16 protein-coding genes are annotated in these 14,591 nt (G+C 44.7%); 7 read left to right on the top strand and 9 right to left on the bottom strand.

Translation table 11 applies throughout. From position 1 onward, the window contains the following. The 6 genes from AACQ21_RS16595 to pspF form a co-directional block, all read right to left on the bottom strand. Nucleotides 1–266: ATP-binding cassette domain-containing protein (locus AACQ21_RS16595; RefSeq protein WP_146127520.1), on the bottom strand; the 266-nt coding region annotated here is incomplete at its 3' end. After that, nucleotides 263–1,258, bottom strand: coding sequence for a peptide ABC transporter ATP-binding protein (locus tag AACQ21_RS16590; RefSeq protein ID WP_010320232.1), 996 nt, complete (start codon nt 1,256–1,258; stop codon nt 263–265). The genes AACQ21_RS16595 and AACQ21_RS16590, both read right to left, overlap by 4 nt. Beyond that, nucleotides 1,258–2,145 (bottom strand): ABC transporter permease subunit, encoded by an 888-nt coding sequence (locus AACQ21_RS16585; protein WP_013857042.1) that lies wholly within the window; start codon nt 2,143–2,145, stop codon nt 1,258–1,260. The genes AACQ21_RS16590 and AACQ21_RS16585 overlap by 1 nt, the downstream gene beginning before the upstream one ends. Beyond that, entirely contained in the window at nt 2,132–3,094 is a 963-nt protein-coding gene (locus AACQ21_RS16580; RefSeq protein ID WP_105976581.1) for an ABC transporter permease, read from the bottom strand. The genes AACQ21_RS16585 and AACQ21_RS16580 overlap by 14 nt, the downstream gene beginning before the upstream one ends. Continuing rightward, entirely contained in the window at nt 3,094–4,713 is a 1,620-nt protein-coding gene (gene sapA / locus AACQ21_RS16575; protein ID WP_105976583.1) for an ABC transporter substrate-binding protein SapA, read from the bottom strand. The genes AACQ21_RS16580 and sapA overlap by 1 nt, the downstream gene beginning before the upstream one ends. A gap of 96 nt (nt 4,714–4,809) precedes the next feature. After that, nucleotides 4,810–5,817, bottom strand: a complete 1,008-nt coding sequence (pspF, locus tag AACQ21_RS16570) for a phage shock protein operon transcriptional activator (RefSeq protein ID WP_181185533.1) — start codon at nt 5,815–5,817, stop codon at nt 4,810–4,812. 230 nt (nt 5,818–6,047) lie between these two features. Between pspF and pspA the strand changes: the two genes are divergently transcribed. The 4 genes from pspA to AACQ21_RS16550 are packed head-to-tail and all read left to right on the top strand — an operon-like array spanning nt 6,048 to nt 7,992. After that, the gene (gene pspA / locus AACQ21_RS16565; RefSeq protein WP_026027628.1) at nt 6,048–6,716 is read left to right on the top strand and encodes a phage shock protein PspA; all 669 of its coding nucleotides are present in this window, start codon (nt 6,048–6,050) and stop codon (nt 6,714–6,716) included. 15 nt (nt 6,717–6,731) lie between these two features. Continuing rightward, nucleotides 6,732–6,965 (top strand): envelope stress response membrane protein PspB, encoded by a 234-nt coding sequence (pspB, locus tag AACQ21_RS16560; protein WP_026027627.1) that lies wholly within the window; start codon nt 6,732–6,734, stop codon nt 6,963–6,965. Further along, on the top strand, nt 6,958–7,347 hold the full coding sequence (pspC, locus tag AACQ21_RS16555) for an envelope stress response membrane protein PspC (RefSeq protein ID WP_013857036.1): 390 nt from the start codon (nt 6,958–6,960) through the stop codon (nt 7,345–7,347). Before pspB ends, pspC begins: the two co-directional genes overlap by 8 nt. Before the next feature lie 54 nt (nt 7,348–7,401). After that, nucleotides 7,402–7,992, top strand: a complete 591-nt coding sequence (locus AACQ21_RS16550; protein WP_013857035.1) for a DNA-3-methyladenine glycosylase I — start codon at nt 7,402–7,404, stop codon at nt 7,990–7,992. A gap of 68 nt (nt 7,993–8,060) precedes the next feature. Here AACQ21_RS16550 and AACQ21_RS16545 read toward each other — a convergent pair whose 3' ends face one another. Both AACQ21_RS16545 and cls read right to left on the bottom strand, forming a co-directional pair. Beyond that, nucleotides 8,061–9,257, bottom strand: a complete 1,197-nt coding sequence (locus AACQ21_RS16545; RefSeq protein WP_105976579.1) for a cystathionine beta-lyase — start codon at nt 9,255–9,257, stop codon at nt 8,061–8,063. An 80-nt stretch (nt 9,258–9,337) separates the two neighbouring features. Further along, nucleotides 9,338–10,792, bottom strand: coding sequence for a cardiolipin synthase (gene cls, locus AACQ21_RS16540; RefSeq protein ID WP_105976578.1), 1,455 nt, complete (start codon nt 10,790–10,792; stop codon nt 9,338–9,340). A gap of 336 nt (nt 10,793–11,128) precedes the next feature. Here cls and AACQ21_RS16535 point away from each other — a divergent pair, with 336 nt between their 5' ends. The 3 genes from AACQ21_RS16535 (at nt 11,129) to AACQ21_RS16525 (ending at nt 14,235) form a co-directional block, all read left to right on the top strand. Then, on the top strand, nt 11,129–12,472 hold the full coding sequence (locus AACQ21_RS16535; protein WP_013857032.1) for a sodium-dependent transporter: 1,344 nt from the start codon (nt 11,129–11,131) through the stop codon (nt 12,470–12,472). Between the two features lie 123 nt (nt 12,473–12,595). Continuing rightward, nucleotides 12,596–13,291 carry a TIGR01621 family pseudouridine synthase gene (locus AACQ21_RS16530; RefSeq protein ID WP_017046192.1) on the top strand — a complete coding sequence of 232 codons (696 nt, stop codon included), beginning with the start codon at nt 12,596–12,598 and terminating at the stop codon, nt 13,289–13,291. Between the two features lie 11 nt (nt 13,292–13,302). After that, nucleotides 13,303–14,235 (top strand): class I SAM-dependent methyltransferase, encoded by a 933-nt coding sequence (locus AACQ21_RS16525; RefSeq protein WP_105976582.1) that lies wholly within the window; start codon nt 13,303–13,305, stop codon nt 14,233–14,235. Between the two features lie 75 nt (nt 14,236–14,310). On the opposite strand, the gene AACQ21_RS16520 is transcribed toward AACQ21_RS16525, so the two are convergent. Beyond that, nucleotides 14,311–14,591 (bottom strand): EAL domain-containing protein (locus AACQ21_RS16520; protein ID WP_146127519.1); only part of this gene is annotated, 281 nt, incomplete at its 5' end.

The raw sequence follows: 14,591 nt of genomic DNA, 5'->3' as shown, positions 1-14,591 counted from the left end.
AGCTTACAGCGCGTGGAGTAATCCTTGTGTTCCAATAACTCTCCATTAACGCGTATCTCACCAGCCGAGGGTTCAACCATCCCGGCAAGCATTCGTGCCAATGTCGATTTGCCAGAACCATTTTGGCCAATAAAACCAATAGTTTGCCCCGCTTCTAACGTAAAGCTGACCGGTTTGACCGCATGCTGAATTTTCTTGCGAAACAGGCCTGAGCGGGTAATGAAATCTTTAGTTAACCCGTTCACTTCTAATAATGACGCACTCATGACTGTTGCTCCATATTGAGTGGGAAATGGCAGGCAAACTTATGATTTTTAATACGTTGTGGATACGGTATTTCAACGCATTGGCGCTGAGCATAGGGGCAGCGAGGCCCCAACCGGCAACCAATCGGTAAATGTTGCAAGGGTGGAATGGAACCCGGTAAGGATTGCAATTTTTCTTTATGCGGGATCCAATCACTAAAATCAGGCATCGCTTTCAGTAGTGCAGCCGTATAAGGGTGTTTGGGTTCACTCAATATTTTCTGGGTATCGGCTGACTCAACAGACTGACCGCAGTACATCACTGTAATACGGTTAGCCCATTGGGTAATGGTGGTTAAGTCGTGGCCAATCAATAGAATCGTGGTGTTATTAACCTGGTTCATCCGGCTGAGCAGGCGCAATATCTGTGATTGGGTAATGGGGTCCAAATCGTTCGTTGGTTCATCAGCAATCAAAATTTTTGGTTTGGTTGCGATAGCCATCGCAATCATCACTTTCTGACACTCACCATCAGTTAGCTCATAGGGGTAGCTACTCATGATGCGCGCGTGCTCTTTGATTCCTACTTTATGTAAAAGGGCAATGGCTTGTTTTTTACGCCATGTAAAACGCTGCCACCATTTGCCTTCAAATGTGCGCGATGGAATTGATTCAATCAGCTGTTTTCCCACTTCATCTGAAGGGTCTAAGCAGGTTGACGGTTCTTGAAAAATCATCGCGATGTCGCGGGCAATCACTCGCCGGCGTTCGCGCGGCGTCAGCTGAAGTAGATCGATGTTACCTAAGCGCATGCGGTCGGCGGTGATGGTCCAATTATCTTTGCATATTCCGACGATGGCTTTAGCCACCAAGCTTTTTCCTGATCCGGATTCTCCCACCAATCCGCGAATTTCGCCTTCGTTCATGGTTAAGCTCATGCGATCGACTGCTTTGACCATGCCTTGTGGCGTATCAATTTCGATGGTGAGATGGCGAATATCTAATAATGGCATTATTCCACCCCTGCATTCAGAGCTTGTCGTACACCTTCACCGACTAAGTTGATGATGATCACCGTAAACATAATCGCTAAACCGGGGAGAGTGACTGTCCACGGTGCGAGGTAAATCAGCTCAACTGAATCACCTAAGATGGTGCCCCATTCGGTGCTTGGTGCTTGAGCACCCAAACCAAGAAAGCCCAAAGCGGTGATGTCTAAGATGGCAATGGATAACGCGAGTGTTATTTCGTTGGCGATGACAGCAAGGACATTGGGTAAAATGGAGTTCCACAACAGATAAAAGTCATTGGCACCATCTAAACGTGCGGCGAGGATATAGTCTTTTTCTACTTCGTTGTGTACGGCAATATACACCGAACGAACAAAGCGAGGGATGAGTGCCAAACCAATCGCAAGCAAAATATTGAACTCGCCAAAACCGAGTAGTGCCACAAAAATAATGGCAAGCAGCAACGATGGAATCGACATGACCGTGTCGAGTAAGTGGTTCAATGTACTGGACAATAATCCTTTGGTCATGCCTGCCATAATGCCGATAAAACAGCCGATCACAGCCGCGATAGCGGTGATTAAAATAGCGGCAGCGAAGGTGTATTGGGTACCATCAATCAACCGTGACAAGATATCTCGGCCTAAATCATCGGTACCTAAGAAAAATTCGACAGTACCCGCAGGATCCCAAGAAGGCGGTATTAATAGGTTGCTCGTTTGCAACTGTGGATCATGAGGGGCTATCCAAGGAGAGGTGAGGGTAATCAACACAATGAGTCCTAAGCACCACAAGCCAAACATCGCCAAACTGTTATTGCGATAGCTGCGCCAAAACCGCTCAAACTGAGTTGGAATATGCTCTTCCTGATAAATGTTATTTGTTAGCATACCATTCCTTTCTTACCAGCGGGTTAACCATAGCGCCAATCAAATCAGACAGAATGTTTGCTGTGAGAACGAGCGTACCAACTACGATCACACCGGCTTGAATGGAGACATAATCTTGGTTAGATAATGCATCGAGCAGCCAACGGCCGATTCCCGGCCAGTTGAAGATGGATTCAGTAATAATTGCTAACGTTAACATACTCGATAACTGAACCCCGAATTTAGGAATAATAGGTGGAATTGCATTTCTCAGCACATGAGCAGTCACAATTTCGTAGTGACTTAAGCCCTTAATCCGAGCGGCGCGTATATAGTTTTGGGCCATTACATCGGCTACCGAAGAGCGCATCAGGCTCACCACTTGTGTCGTCGGTGCTAGAGCCAGCACCAAACAGGGCAAAATCATATGTTCAATAACACTTTGCAAAGCATGGGCACGGTAGTTACCTTCAGCGAAAAAAGCATCGATTAACGCAAAACCAGTTACGTGTTCTACTTGATAGAGTAGATCATAACGTCCTGACACGGGAAGCCATTCATAGTGAAGAGAAAAGACCATGATCATCAGTAGAGCCACCCAAAATAGCGGGGCTGAATAGCCGGACATTGACGTGAAGGAGATGACGGTATCAATCCATTTACCTTGCTTCATTCCTGCGAGCGTACCAATAGGGAGACCAATTAACAAAGAGAGAGTAAACGCAATGAGGCATAACTCCAGCGTTGCTGGAAAGACCATCGCCAGTTCGTCCACAATCGGGACACCACTGTGATTGACGCCAAAATTGAGTTGCAGTAGTTGCCCTAAATAGGTTGACCAACCCGACCAGAAACCATGGTCCATTAGAGGCGAGTGGGGATCTAAGCGCAACAGAGCAAACCCGACCATAGTCAAAATGAGTAATGTGATAATAAATAAGTTGAGTCTGCGTACCGTATATAAAAACACTATTCGATCCTCTCAACCGTATTGAATGGCTGTACATTAAACGGACTGAGTTTAAAGCCTGTTAGCGTTTTATTGTACGCTTTAAATTGCATGCCGTGTGCCAGTGGGATAACCGGAAACTCTTCGTTCAAAATATTTTGCGCCTGTTTGTATAAGTTAAGGCGATAGCGCGGCTTGTCTACTTCCAAGGCCAAATCGAGTAGAAAATCGAAATCACTATTACACCACATAGAGGCATTGAGCCCCGAACGCTCGGAATTACAAGAGAGCAGTGGACGCAAAAAGTTATCTGGGTCTGCGGTATCTCCATTCCAACCGGTTAAAATCAGATCAGCGTTAGCGTGCTGGATCAAATTTGAGCGATCGAGACGGTCTTGGGTGATGATATGCAATGTAATACCAATGTCGGCCAAGTTCGCATTAATTAGCTCAGCAGTTTTACGTGGGCTTGGATTATAGGCATGAGGCTCTGAAGGGACTGACATCGTCAATTCCAAATTGGCGTAATAGCCGGCCTCTTTAAGTAATGCGATCGCGTAATTACGATCATAGCGAATGTGAACGTTGTCTTTTTGGTAAGCCCAAGATGACGGCGGCAGTAGGTTATAAGCAATACTCCCTGTACCGTAATAGACCGAGTCCAAAATATTTTGGCGGTTGATCGCGAAATTAAGCGCTTTACGCACGCGAACATCACTAAGTGCAGGATGAGATGTGTTTACAGCAATAAACGAGACGTTCATTGCTGGTTTGGCATTCAGTTTGATTTCTGCTTGCTGTTTGATGATCGGGATCTGACTTGAAATCGGCGAGCTAAGTACGTCACACTCATAGCGTAGTAGTTTGGCGAGTGTACCAGTCCCTCGGTTGGAGACATCAAATACGACTTGCTCCATCTTCGCCACGCCATTCCAATAAGCACCATGACGACGAAGGCGGATAAGGTCATTGACTTTAAATTCGTCGAGATAAAAAGGTCCTGAGCCAACAGGATGACTGTCAATCATGCTTTTTTCATCCTTAATCACTAATTGATTAGCATACTCATAAGAGAGTATGACGGCGTGACTGGTGGCGATATTGGATAAAAAAGAGTTGTCGGGACGGCTGAGGGTAAATTTAACCGTGAGTTCATCCAGAGCTTGAACATCGATCAGCAAGTTTTTGAAATCAATACCCGCAAACCATGGGTAGACGCCACTATTGACGTAATGAAATGGGTTGGTTGGGTCAATGATTCGGCGAAAGCTGAAGACCACATCATCGGCATTAAGAGCGCGAGTCGGTGTAAACCAAGCGGTTGATTGAAATTGAACGCCATCGTTTAGCTTGAACGTATACTCTGTACCTTGTAGGTTCACCGTCCAACTCGTGGCTAGGCTCGGTACCGGTTGTAAGGTTTCTGAGTTCAATTGCAACAGCGTGTCGTAAATCTGTGGGCTGAGAGCTTCAGACGTAATGCCGCTCTCAACCAATTGTGGGTTAAAAGTGGTGGGATTGCCGTGACCACAATATACGAATCCGCTCTGGCGAATTTTACTATGGTCAATTTGTTCGCTACAGCCTATCAGTAGGCTAAAGCTGCATATTCCTAGTGCGAATCGTATCAATGTTTTCATAAAGAGAAATAACTGTGAGAAGTAGGGCAAACAAAGCTAATCATTATGCCTCAAAATCCTGATAATCTACCATTTTTTGTTGATCTAAACCTAGGGTTAATCATCATTGCTGCCGACGAGTTGATATTTTCTCACCATACCTCTCAATTGGTGGTAGCTCAAGCCGAGTAATTCTGCAGCTTGTCTTTGATTAAACTTACTGGCATTGAGCGCGGCACTCAGTAGCTGTCTGTCCTGATCCTCCTGCCACGTTTTGTAATCCATCGGAAATTCAAAGCCAGTCGTGTAAGTATGGCGATCTGTGGAGAGATTGCCAGTAAGGTCATCTGGTTTGTGCCACTCATTAGCAAAAGGGTTAAAAACCAAGTTTTCAATCGGATGGGAGCCCGTTCCGTGTTGATAGACAGCACGCTCCACGACATTTTTAAGTTCACGCACATTTCCCGGCCACAAGTAGTGTTGAAGCTGCTCTGCCGCTTCTGCACTAAACCCGACAAAGAGCGCTAAGTTCAGTTCACGGCACATCTTAATCGCGTAATACTCAGCAAGTGGCATAATATCTTCTTTTCGCTCTCTTAGCGGTGGAAGCTGGATCACATCAAAGGCCAGTCGGTCGAGTAAGTCAGCTCGAAACTTTCCAATTTCAGCTAATTGTGGAAGATTGGCGTTGGTTGCGCAGACGATACGGACATTCGCATTAAGCCGTTGGCTACCGCCGACACGTTCGTAATGTCCATATTCAATCACTCGAAGTAGTTTCTCTTGTACAGCAAGCGGCGCGGTGGCGAGCTCGTCCAAAAAAAGAGTTCCACCTTCTGCCCGTTCAAATCGTCCTTGGTGACGTCCTTTGGCTCCGGTAAACGAGCCTGATTCATGACCAAAGAGCTCAGAGTCAATTAACCCTTCACTCAAGGTTGAACAGTTTAACGAAACCAGTGGTTGGTCCCAACGTTTGGAAAGATAGTGCAAGCGCTGAGCGATTAACTCTTTGCCCGTTCCTCGCTCGCCAATAATTAATACCGGCCTATCAATCGGTGCAAGCTTAGAGACTTTATCCAGTACCGATAAAAATTGAGGCGCTTCACCCAGTAAGTTTTGTTGCATGTTCACTCTCCACACTGTGATTGAAAGGGTGGTTAAATTCACCAATTCTTGGCGAAAATCATCATAGCACAGTAATCTCATTCTATGAGATATTATCTAATTTATTGATTATCAATAGATTTATATATGGCATGAAACTTGGTTATCTCTTCTCGTCTTAACGTTTTGAGCGATTCAAAATGGCTCACCAATAACTACATCGTCATGAACAACTAATCAGGAGATTGAACATGGGTATTTTTTCTCGTTTTGCCGATATCGTAAACTCGAATATCAGTGCACTGTTAGATAAAGCGGAAGATCCTGAAAAGATGATCCGCTTAATCATCCAAGAGATGGAAGACACCTTGGTGGAAGTACGCACCAATTCGGCCAAAGCTATTGCGGATAAGAAAGAGCTCGCGCGTAAAGTGGATTCTATGGCCTCTCATATTGAAGATTGGCAACAGAAAGCGACCTTGGCGCTTGCTAAACAGCGTGAAGATCTCGCTCGCGCTGCTTTAATTGAAAAAAAGAAATTGCAAGAAATGCAGAAAGGCTTGCACACTGAACAAACCTTGGTAGAAGAAACTATCGATAAATTGACTGGGGAAATCGGTAAGTTAGAGGCCAAAATTGCCGAAACACGGGTGAAGCAACAAGCTTTGGCACTTCGTAGCCAAACTGCGCACAACCGTCGTGATGTGCAACGTCATTTGCATACTAGCCGTACTGATGAAGCGATGGCGAAGTTTGAACAGTACTCGCGTAAAGTCGATGAACTTGAAGCTGAAGCCGATCTCTACGCTATGTCCGGTAACGCTAAGTCACTCGACCAAGAATTTGCTGAACTTCAAGCGCAAGATGAAATTGAACAAGAGCTAGCAAAACTGAAACAACAAATGGACAAAAACCAATAACGAGGAGTGGCATATATGTCATCATTTTTTATCGCAGGTCCACTGATTGTCTTTTTGATTTTTGTTGCACCGATATGGCTTTTTCTGCATTACAGAGGTAAACGACATAGCAGCAACTCATTGTCACAAGAGGATTTAGAGCGGATTAAAGCGTTATCTGAAAAAGCGGAAAAACTGCAAAGCCGTGTTGAAACCCTTGAACGCATCTTAGATGCTGAATCACCGACTTGGAGGCAAAATCATGGCTAGCCGAGAACTCTACAAAGATCCGGTCAATGGCAAAATAGCTGGCGTATGCGCTGGGCTTGCTAATTATCTTGGGTTAGAAGTTTGGTTGGTGCGTATATTGGTTATCTCGGCTGCACTACTCGGTGGTGGTTTTTTAGTGCTTTTAGCTTATATGGCCTTGATGCTGATGTTAGAAAAGCAGCCTACTCAGTATGTTGAAACGCTAAAAGCCCAACGCGAACATACATTGAAGAATAAGCCTTGGGAGCAAGGACAAACCGCCGAAGCTTTGCTGGCGACATTGGATCAAGATTTAACTCGAGTGGATCAGAAAATCCGTAAAATGGAGGCTTATGTCACCTCTGAAGCATTTAAAGTCAATCGTGAGTTTAATCAGCTTTAAAAAGTAAAGCTAGGCACGTAGATTTGCAGTGTCATTGTTCAACTGACACCGCAAATGAAGGTAAGGGTAAGGAAACAAAAAATGAAGCATCATACAGAAATGACTTGTGCATGGGCGATGAATCACCCTTTAGAGCGCGATTATCACGATAATGAGTGGGGCATTCCCGTTTACGATGATGTCAAGTTGTTCGAATTTTTGACGTTAGAAGGTGCGCAAGCTGGGCTGAGCTGGATTACGATTTTGAAAAAGCGCGAAGGTTATCGCTTAGCCTTTGACGGCTATGATCTTGAAAAACTTGCTCAGTACGACGAAACGCGGGCACCTTATATTATCGAACATTTCGATGTGGTGAAGCACAAAGGCAAAATTGCCTCTGTCTATTCCAATGCACGAGCGGCTTTACTGTTGCAGCAAGAGTATGGTTCCTTATCCAAAGCATTGTGGCAGTTTGTGGATGGTCAACCAGTGCTCAATCATTGGCAGCAGATGAGTGATATCCCTACATCGACGCCCACGTCTAAGGCGATGAGCCAATTTCTAAAGAAAAAAGGCTTCAAGTTTATTGGCGAAACGATTTGTTATGCTTTTATGCAGGCGGTGGGTATGGTGAATGATCATTTGGCTGATTGCCCCAAGCGTTAATTTTTCAGGGTAACCTAATATGCAAAAGACCGCTGAAGATTCAGCGGCCTTTTGGTCTTCCGCTCATATTATGCACGCAGAGCAAGCTGTGCACTGTAGCGTTCTAATCCCGCTTTTAGATCAGCAATCAGATCGTCTACATCTTCAAGACCAATATGCACTCGAATCAGTGTACCTGCAAAGTGCGGGTGTGCGACGGTTCTTAAACTATCAAAGCTTTTGGGTTCATTAGCTAAAATCAAGCTTTCAAACCCACCCCATGAAAATCCCATACTAAAATGTTGCATGCCATCGAGCAAAGCCGTCGTAGCTTTTGTATCACTGCTCTTTAATACAAATGAAAACAGTCCGTTACCACCAGTGAAATCACGCTGATAAAACTCATGTCCAGGACAAGTCTCTAGCGCAGGATGGCGAACATGATCCACTTCAGGTTGTTCTGCTAACCAGTGCGCAATGGCTAAGCTATTTTGAGCATGTTGACGTAAGCGAACATCTAACGTTCTTAGCCCTCGTAGCCCTAAATAAGCGTCATCAGGTGAGACACATTGTCCCATCAAATAGCTTTGCTCTCGCAATTGATCCCAGCATTTTTCATTGGCAATCGCTGTTCCTAACATCACGTCTGAGTGGCCAACAATGTATTTCGTCGCCGCTTGGATCGAAATATCAACACCATGTTCAAAAGGTGAAAAGTTCACGCCCGCCGCCCAAGTGTTATCCAGCATGACAATGATGTCATGCTCATGTGCAACCCGCGCTAGGGTCGGGATATCTTGCACTTCCATCGTGATCGAACCGGGCGATTCAGTGAACAACACTTTGGTATTGGGTTGGATCAAAGCACGGATCCCTTCACCTATGGTCGGTGGGTAGTAGGTCGTTTCTATGCCCATTTTTTTCATGATTTTTTCACAAAAATCACGAGTAGGTTCATAGCAAGTGTCGACCATCAGAATATGGTCACCCGTTTGCACAAAGGAAAGAATACTATTGGCAATGGCGGCCGCACCGCAAGGGAAAAGCGCGCAACCGACGCCACCTTCAATTTCCACCATTGCTTCTTGGAACGCAAAGTGCGTATGAGTACCACGGCGTCCATAAAAGAGTGTTTTATTAGCCCGATTGACAGTGGCCTGATTTTTTTCAGCCACACTATCAAATACAACGGTAGAGGCGCGCTGAATAGGTGGGTTGACAACGCCATTGGTCCACTTTTTACTACGACCCGCATTGACCAACAGTGTTTTTTTACCTTCTGACATCCGAAATCCTTGTCTGGGAGAGAGTTCGTTATTTAAAACATGGAGTTGCCTAGCTTGGCAACCCCAGTCAGATAAAAAGTTTATAGCAGAGGGTTAAACAGATAGAATAATCGTTCAAAAAACCTATGATACAGCGGGCGTTGCTCCCATATTGGTAGCTCAACCAAGTGAGATTGTTCTATATAGTGTTGCTGTAGCCAGTTCATTTCCTGAGTGAAGGATTGGTCTTCAATCGCGAGCGTGACTTCAAAATTGAGCCATAGGCTGCGCATATCGATATTCACTGTACCGACAAGACAGAACTGGTTATCGATCACGACGGATTTCGTGTGCAGCAAACCACCGTAGAATTCGTATATTTTCACCCCGGCTTCCAGTAGCTCACCATAGAATGCGCGAGATGCCCATTTGACCATCAATGAGTCATTTTTATGTGGAATAATGATCTCAACATTGATACCGCGCTGAGCGGTCATTTTTAGCGTTGCTAATAGGTCTGCACTAGGCACAAAGTAAGGGGTAGTGATCCTAACGGATTGGTTTGACTGATTAATCGCCAGTGTTAACACTTGGGAGATTAAGTTTTCTGGCATACCAGGGCCAGAGGGGACAACCTGTACTGGATGATGGGGCTGATCTGGAGCGATAGTACATTCTGGTTGTGCTGGCAACATGCGTGTTCCTGTTTCCACCTCCCAATCCCAGCAATGTACTGCGGACAGCACATTGACCGCAGGCCCGGTAATACGAACCATAATATCGACCCATTGACCCACACCGGAGTTTTGCTTGAAATAGGCTGGGTCAACCAAATTCATCGAGCCTGTGTAGGCAATTTTATCGTCGATAACAATGATTTTACGATGTTGGCGTAGGTCTAAGCGGCGTAAGAACATCCGCCACGGGCTCACTTCTAACGCTTGGACGACTTCAACTCCTGCGTCTTTCATCATGGTATACCAATGACTTTTGAAGAAGCGGGGGCTCCCTGCGGAATCAAGCAGCAGCTTAACGTGCACATCCCGTTTGGCCGCTTGGATCAGAGCCGACGCAACCGAATCCGCCAATCCACCTGGGTGCCAAATATAAAATACCATTTGAATACTGGTGTGAGCTTGTTCGATGTCGGCAATGATGGAATGCAGAATTTCGTTAGGGGAGGTTTGCAGTGATAACGTATTACCACTTAAGGCCGGAATCCCCATACGGTGGTTACACAGTTCATCAATTTTATAAATTTGAGCACCCATTCCCTCAGGGGCATGAGCCTGGCAATCGTTAAGCTGTCTAAACCAATCACCAAATGGAGCAAACATTTCCTTCGCACGCTCTGCACGCTTGCGCCCTAAATTTAGCTCACCAAAAAGAAAGTAGCAGATCACTCCCACAATCGGAATGATATAAATCACCATCAGCCAAGCCAGAGAAACACTCACCGCTCGGCGTTTCAATACAACGCGTAGCGTGACTGCGGCGACCAAAAACCAATAGAGTGCGATGCCAGCTAAAGTAAGAACGTGGTAAACCTTGTCCATGCCATTAATCTTGTCGATAGAATAAGTCACGATAGTAAAGGGAAAGGGAAAAGTAAGGAAGTTTATCGCGTGAATAATATGAAAATAGTAACAGATGAATTGTGTTACTAAAGTGATCATAGCAGTTTAAAAAAATGATCTGAGGATAAAAAAGCAACAATTGAACTATAAAACTACGGTCTAATCCATAATTTATATCGTTCGGACTTCCAATTTTAATCTCAAACTGTTTTACTTGCCACCATCTCAGTGCGACTAAAAATTATAACTTGTGTAATTAAAAGTTTACACTCACTTTTAGCACTGCCTAACAAACACAACATTGGTAAATAGTTTATGGCAAGTAGTTCAAGAGGTCATTTCTCATCGAGACTTGGTTTTATTATGGCGGCTGCAGGTTCTGCGGTTGGCCTAGGGAATGTGTGGGGTTTTCCGACCAAAGCGGCAAGTAATGGTGGCGCGGCATTTTTAGTGATTTATTTGGCAATGGTATTCTTGCTGGCGTTTCCAATGCTGGTTGCGGAATTGACGATCGGGCGACATGGACAATCTAACCCCATCGCTTCTTTAAGAAGTATCTGGACCAAAAATCGTGCGGCGGCGGCACTGTTTGGCATTATTGCGATGATTGCCTCATCGATGATCCTCAGTTTTTACTCCATTCTTGCCGGATGGCTTATGGGTTTTGCGGCATCCCCTATATTAGGCTTGTTGGGTTTACAGACGGCGGCCGATTGGTTAGTGAATTTTAGCGGCTTACGCAATGTTTTACTGGCTCTCGCATTTTCTTTGCTCACTATTTATGTTGTGCGAAAAGGTGTCGCGGACGGCATTGAAAAATGGTCTACCCGTTTGATGCCAGTGCTTTTTATTCTATTCGGCGCCATGATTGCTTATATCTTTACCCAAGATGGGGCAATGGAAGGATTGAAGATGTATTTGATCCCTGATATTGCGCACATCACTCCCAGTTTATTAGTAGACGCAATGGGGCAAGCTTTCTTCTCTCTCTCTTTAGGCGTTGGAGCGATGATCGTTTATGGCTCATATCTTAAGAAAGATGTTAATTTGCCAAAAACAGCGGCGCAAGTCGCGGCGATTGATACAGGAGTGGCGTTTGCAGCTGGCCTTTTGATTCTCCCTGCAATGTTTGTGGCTAAAAATCATGGTGTCGAAATTTTTGATGATGCAGGCAACTTGATGAGTTCAGGCGATTTAGTCTTCACCGTGCTGCCTGCGATGTTTGATAATATGGGCAGTGCAGGGGTGTTGCTCGGTTTTGGTTTCTTTATTTTGATGGTTATCGCAGCGCTAACTTCTTCAATTTCTATGCTAGAAGTGCCAGTATCTTGCGCGCAAGATGAACTAAAAATGACTCGTAGCCAAGCAACATGGATGATCGGTGGAGCCATTGCGCTGCTGAGCATCATCATTTCCCTTAACTTTGGGGCGTTATTTAACCTAGTGGCTAACGTCTCGACCGTCTATATGCAACCTTTATTAGGTGTGGTTTGGGCTATTGTGGTGGGTTGGGTTTGGCATCGTAATAAATTGCTTGATGAGATCAAACAAGGTAACCCAGACATTGCACAAAGCCTATTCTGGAAAATTTGGCCATGGTACGTGCGTTTTGTTTGCCCCGTGGCGATTTTAATGGTCTTTGCTTATTCATTAATTTAGCGCATTCCTAAGGCTCTCATCCGAGAGCCTTTTTATCATCCTACGGCCTTGAACCTTGCATTTATTGGTATCTGTGTTGTTTAACGCTATACTCAGCCGCCTATTCTGCAGTTAGTGATTCACATGTTTGATATTCTTTATACTCACAATGATTTTCTCATCATCAACAAGCATCCCAATGTTTCTGTACACAAAGATGACGGGGATACGATGCTGCTGCAAGAAGTGGGTAAGGTTTCAGGTGATGGCCAGCTCTACTTAGTTCATCGGTTGGATAAAATGACGTCCGGCATTTTATTACTTGCCCGCCACCAAGCTGCGGCCAGTGAGTTGTCTAAAAACTTTGCAGCAAGGGAAGTCGAGAAATTCTATCTTGCCATTGGCAGTAAAAAGCCTAAAAAGAAACAGGGTTTGATAAGCGGTGATATGGAACGCTCTCGACGTTCGTCGTGGAAGTTAGTAGCGACACAAAATAACCCTGCAGTAACGCAGTTTTTTTCCTGTTCTGCTGAGCCGGGTGAACGTCTCTTTTTATGTAAACCTTTTACCGGAAAAACCCACCAAATTAGGGTTGCTTTGAAATCACTCGGCTCTGCGATTGTCGGTGACCCGATTTATCATTCTCATGATGATTCAGATAGAGGCTATCTACACGCTTTTGCGTTACGTTTTTGCTATCAGGATCAGTGGTATCAATTTATCTGCGACCCACGCAATCAAGTAGCGATGGGGCAGAAATGGAACTCAGACATTGTTAGCCAAGGGATTGAATCTTGGTTAACACCTTGGAATCTAGTTTGGCCGAAAGTAAACAAATGACAGAACAAACAATGCAACGCTCAGCGCTTCCTCACTTTTTTACCCATATTGAGCAGCAGCTCTCTTGTAATACCGGTGAAATTCGCCGCTTATTTCATGGCCGAGGTCGTCAGTGGCCAGGTCTAGAGCAGCTCACCTGTGACTGGTTGCAAGGGCAGTTAGTCGTCAACTTATTTAAAAATGTCGAAGAAGATTTTCTCGCGGAGTTAAAAGCGGGTTTGTCGCACCTAACAACCCGTCCGTTATGGCTAGAAAATCAAGGTCGTTGTGTCTTACTTCAGCATCGATATGCCGATGGCGCGCCTTCAGAAACAGTATGGGGAGAATTAGACCCTTACCCTGTGGTGATCGAAAATGGCTTAAAGTACCAATTGAGCATTGGGCGTAACCAGAATTTTGGTCTGTTTTTGGATATGCGCTACGGCCGTGAGTGGGTTTCATCTCACGCTAAACATAAAAATGTACTGAATCTATTTGCCTATACTTGCGGTTTTTCAGTAGCGGCTATTGCTGGTGGTGCTGACCAAGTTGTGAATGTCGATATGGCCAAAGCATCACTGGCTAAAGGCCGTGAAAACCATCAATTGAATGGCCACAATCTCAATTCAGTGAAGTTTCTTGGACATGATATTTTCAAGTCTTGGGGAAAAATCAAAAAATCAGGGCCATATGATCTGATTATTATTGATCCTCCTTCGTTTCAAAAAGGCAGCTTTGCGCTGACTAAAGATTATCAACGTATCTTACGCCGTTTACCTGAGCTGTTAGAACAAGGCGGCGAAGTGCTTGCATGCGTTAATTCACCAGCCGTAACCTGCGATTTTTTAATCGAAGGGATGAAGGTGGAAGCGCCATCACTCACTTTTCAAGCTCGCCTAGAAAACCCACCAGAGTTTGAAGATATTGATCCGCAAGCCAGCCTGAAAGCACTGATTTTCTCCTAAGTAGAATGGAGATCAGGTAAGATCACGCCATAATAAAGTTGGTTATGGTGTGATTTCTCCCGACTTCAGGAATTATTAATTTTGCAAAATATGTTCAATCGGTGAGGGTTTAGAATAGATGAATCCTTGGATAAGATACACAGCACGAGTAGCAAGATAATCAACTTGGTCTTCGCGTTCAACGCCTTCAGCAATAATTTCAATATTCGCTTCTTGTGCTGAGAGAATAATGGAATTGAGTACCTTTATTTTTAAGTCGTCAGTTCCAATCGTATCAATAAACATCTTATCTATTTTAATACAAGAAATGCCAAGATTTTGTATATATGAGTAACCACCGTAGCCTGTCCCAAAAT

It is taken from the genome of Vibrio sp. V01_P9A10T6, from assembly GCF_963877065.1.
Lineage (GTDB): Bacteria > Pseudomonadota > Gammaproteobacteria > Enterobacterales > Vibrionaceae > Vibrio > Vibrio anguillarum.
This window is presented reverse-complemented; position numbering and strand designations above follow the sequence as displayed.

Excerpts from the sequence above, each read along its gene's own strand:
- AACQ21_RS16545 (WP_105976579.1), bottom strand. The coding sequence starts at position 9,257 with ATGTCAGAAGGTAAAAAAACACTGTTGGTCAATGCGGGTCGTAGTAAA.
- AACQ21_RS16585 (WP_013857042.1), bottom strand. The coding sequence starts at position 2,145 with ATGCTAACAAATAACATTTATCAGGAAGAGCATATTCCAACTCAGTTT.
- AACQ21_RS16530 (WP_017046192.1), top strand. The coding sequence starts at position 12,596 with ATGTTTGATATTCTTTATACTCACAATGATTTTCTCATCATCAACAAG.
- AACQ21_RS16590 (WP_010320232.1), bottom strand. The coding sequence starts at position 1,258 with ATGCCATTATTAGATATTCGCCATCTCACCATCGAAATTGATACGCCA.
- AACQ21_RS16535 (WP_013857032.1), top strand. The coding sequence starts at position 11,129 with ATGGCAAGTAGTTCAAGAGGTCATTTCTCATCGAGACTTGGTTTTATT.
- sapA (WP_105976583.1), bottom strand. The coding sequence starts at position 4,713 with ATGAAAACATTGATACGATTCGCACTAGGAATATGCAGCTTTAGCCTA.
- AACQ21_RS16525 (WP_105976582.1), top strand. The coding sequence starts at position 13,303 with ATGCAACGCTCAGCGCTTCCTCACTTTTTTACCCATATTGAGCAGCAG.
- pspC (WP_013857036.1), top strand. The coding sequence starts at position 6,958 with ATGGCTAGCCGAGAACTCTACAAAGATCCGGTCAATGGCAAAATAGCT.
- cls (WP_105976578.1), bottom strand. The coding sequence starts at position 10,792 with ATGGACAAGGTTTACCACGTTCTTACTTTAGCTGGCATCGCACTCTAT.
- AACQ21_RS16550 (WP_013857035.1), top strand. The coding sequence starts at position 7,402 with ATGAAGGTAAGGGTAAGGAAACAAAAAATGAAGCATCATACAGAAATG.
- pspF (WP_181185533.1), bottom strand. The coding sequence starts at position 5,817 with ATGCAACAAAACTTACTGGGTGAAGCGCCTCAATTTTTATCGGTACTG.
- pspB (WP_026027627.1), top strand. The coding sequence starts at position 6,732 with ATGTCATCATTTTTTATCGCAGGTCCACTGATTGTCTTTTTGATTTTT.
- pspA (WP_026027628.1), top strand. The coding sequence starts at position 6,048 with ATGGGTATTTTTTCTCGTTTTGCCGATATCGTAAACTCGAATATCAGT.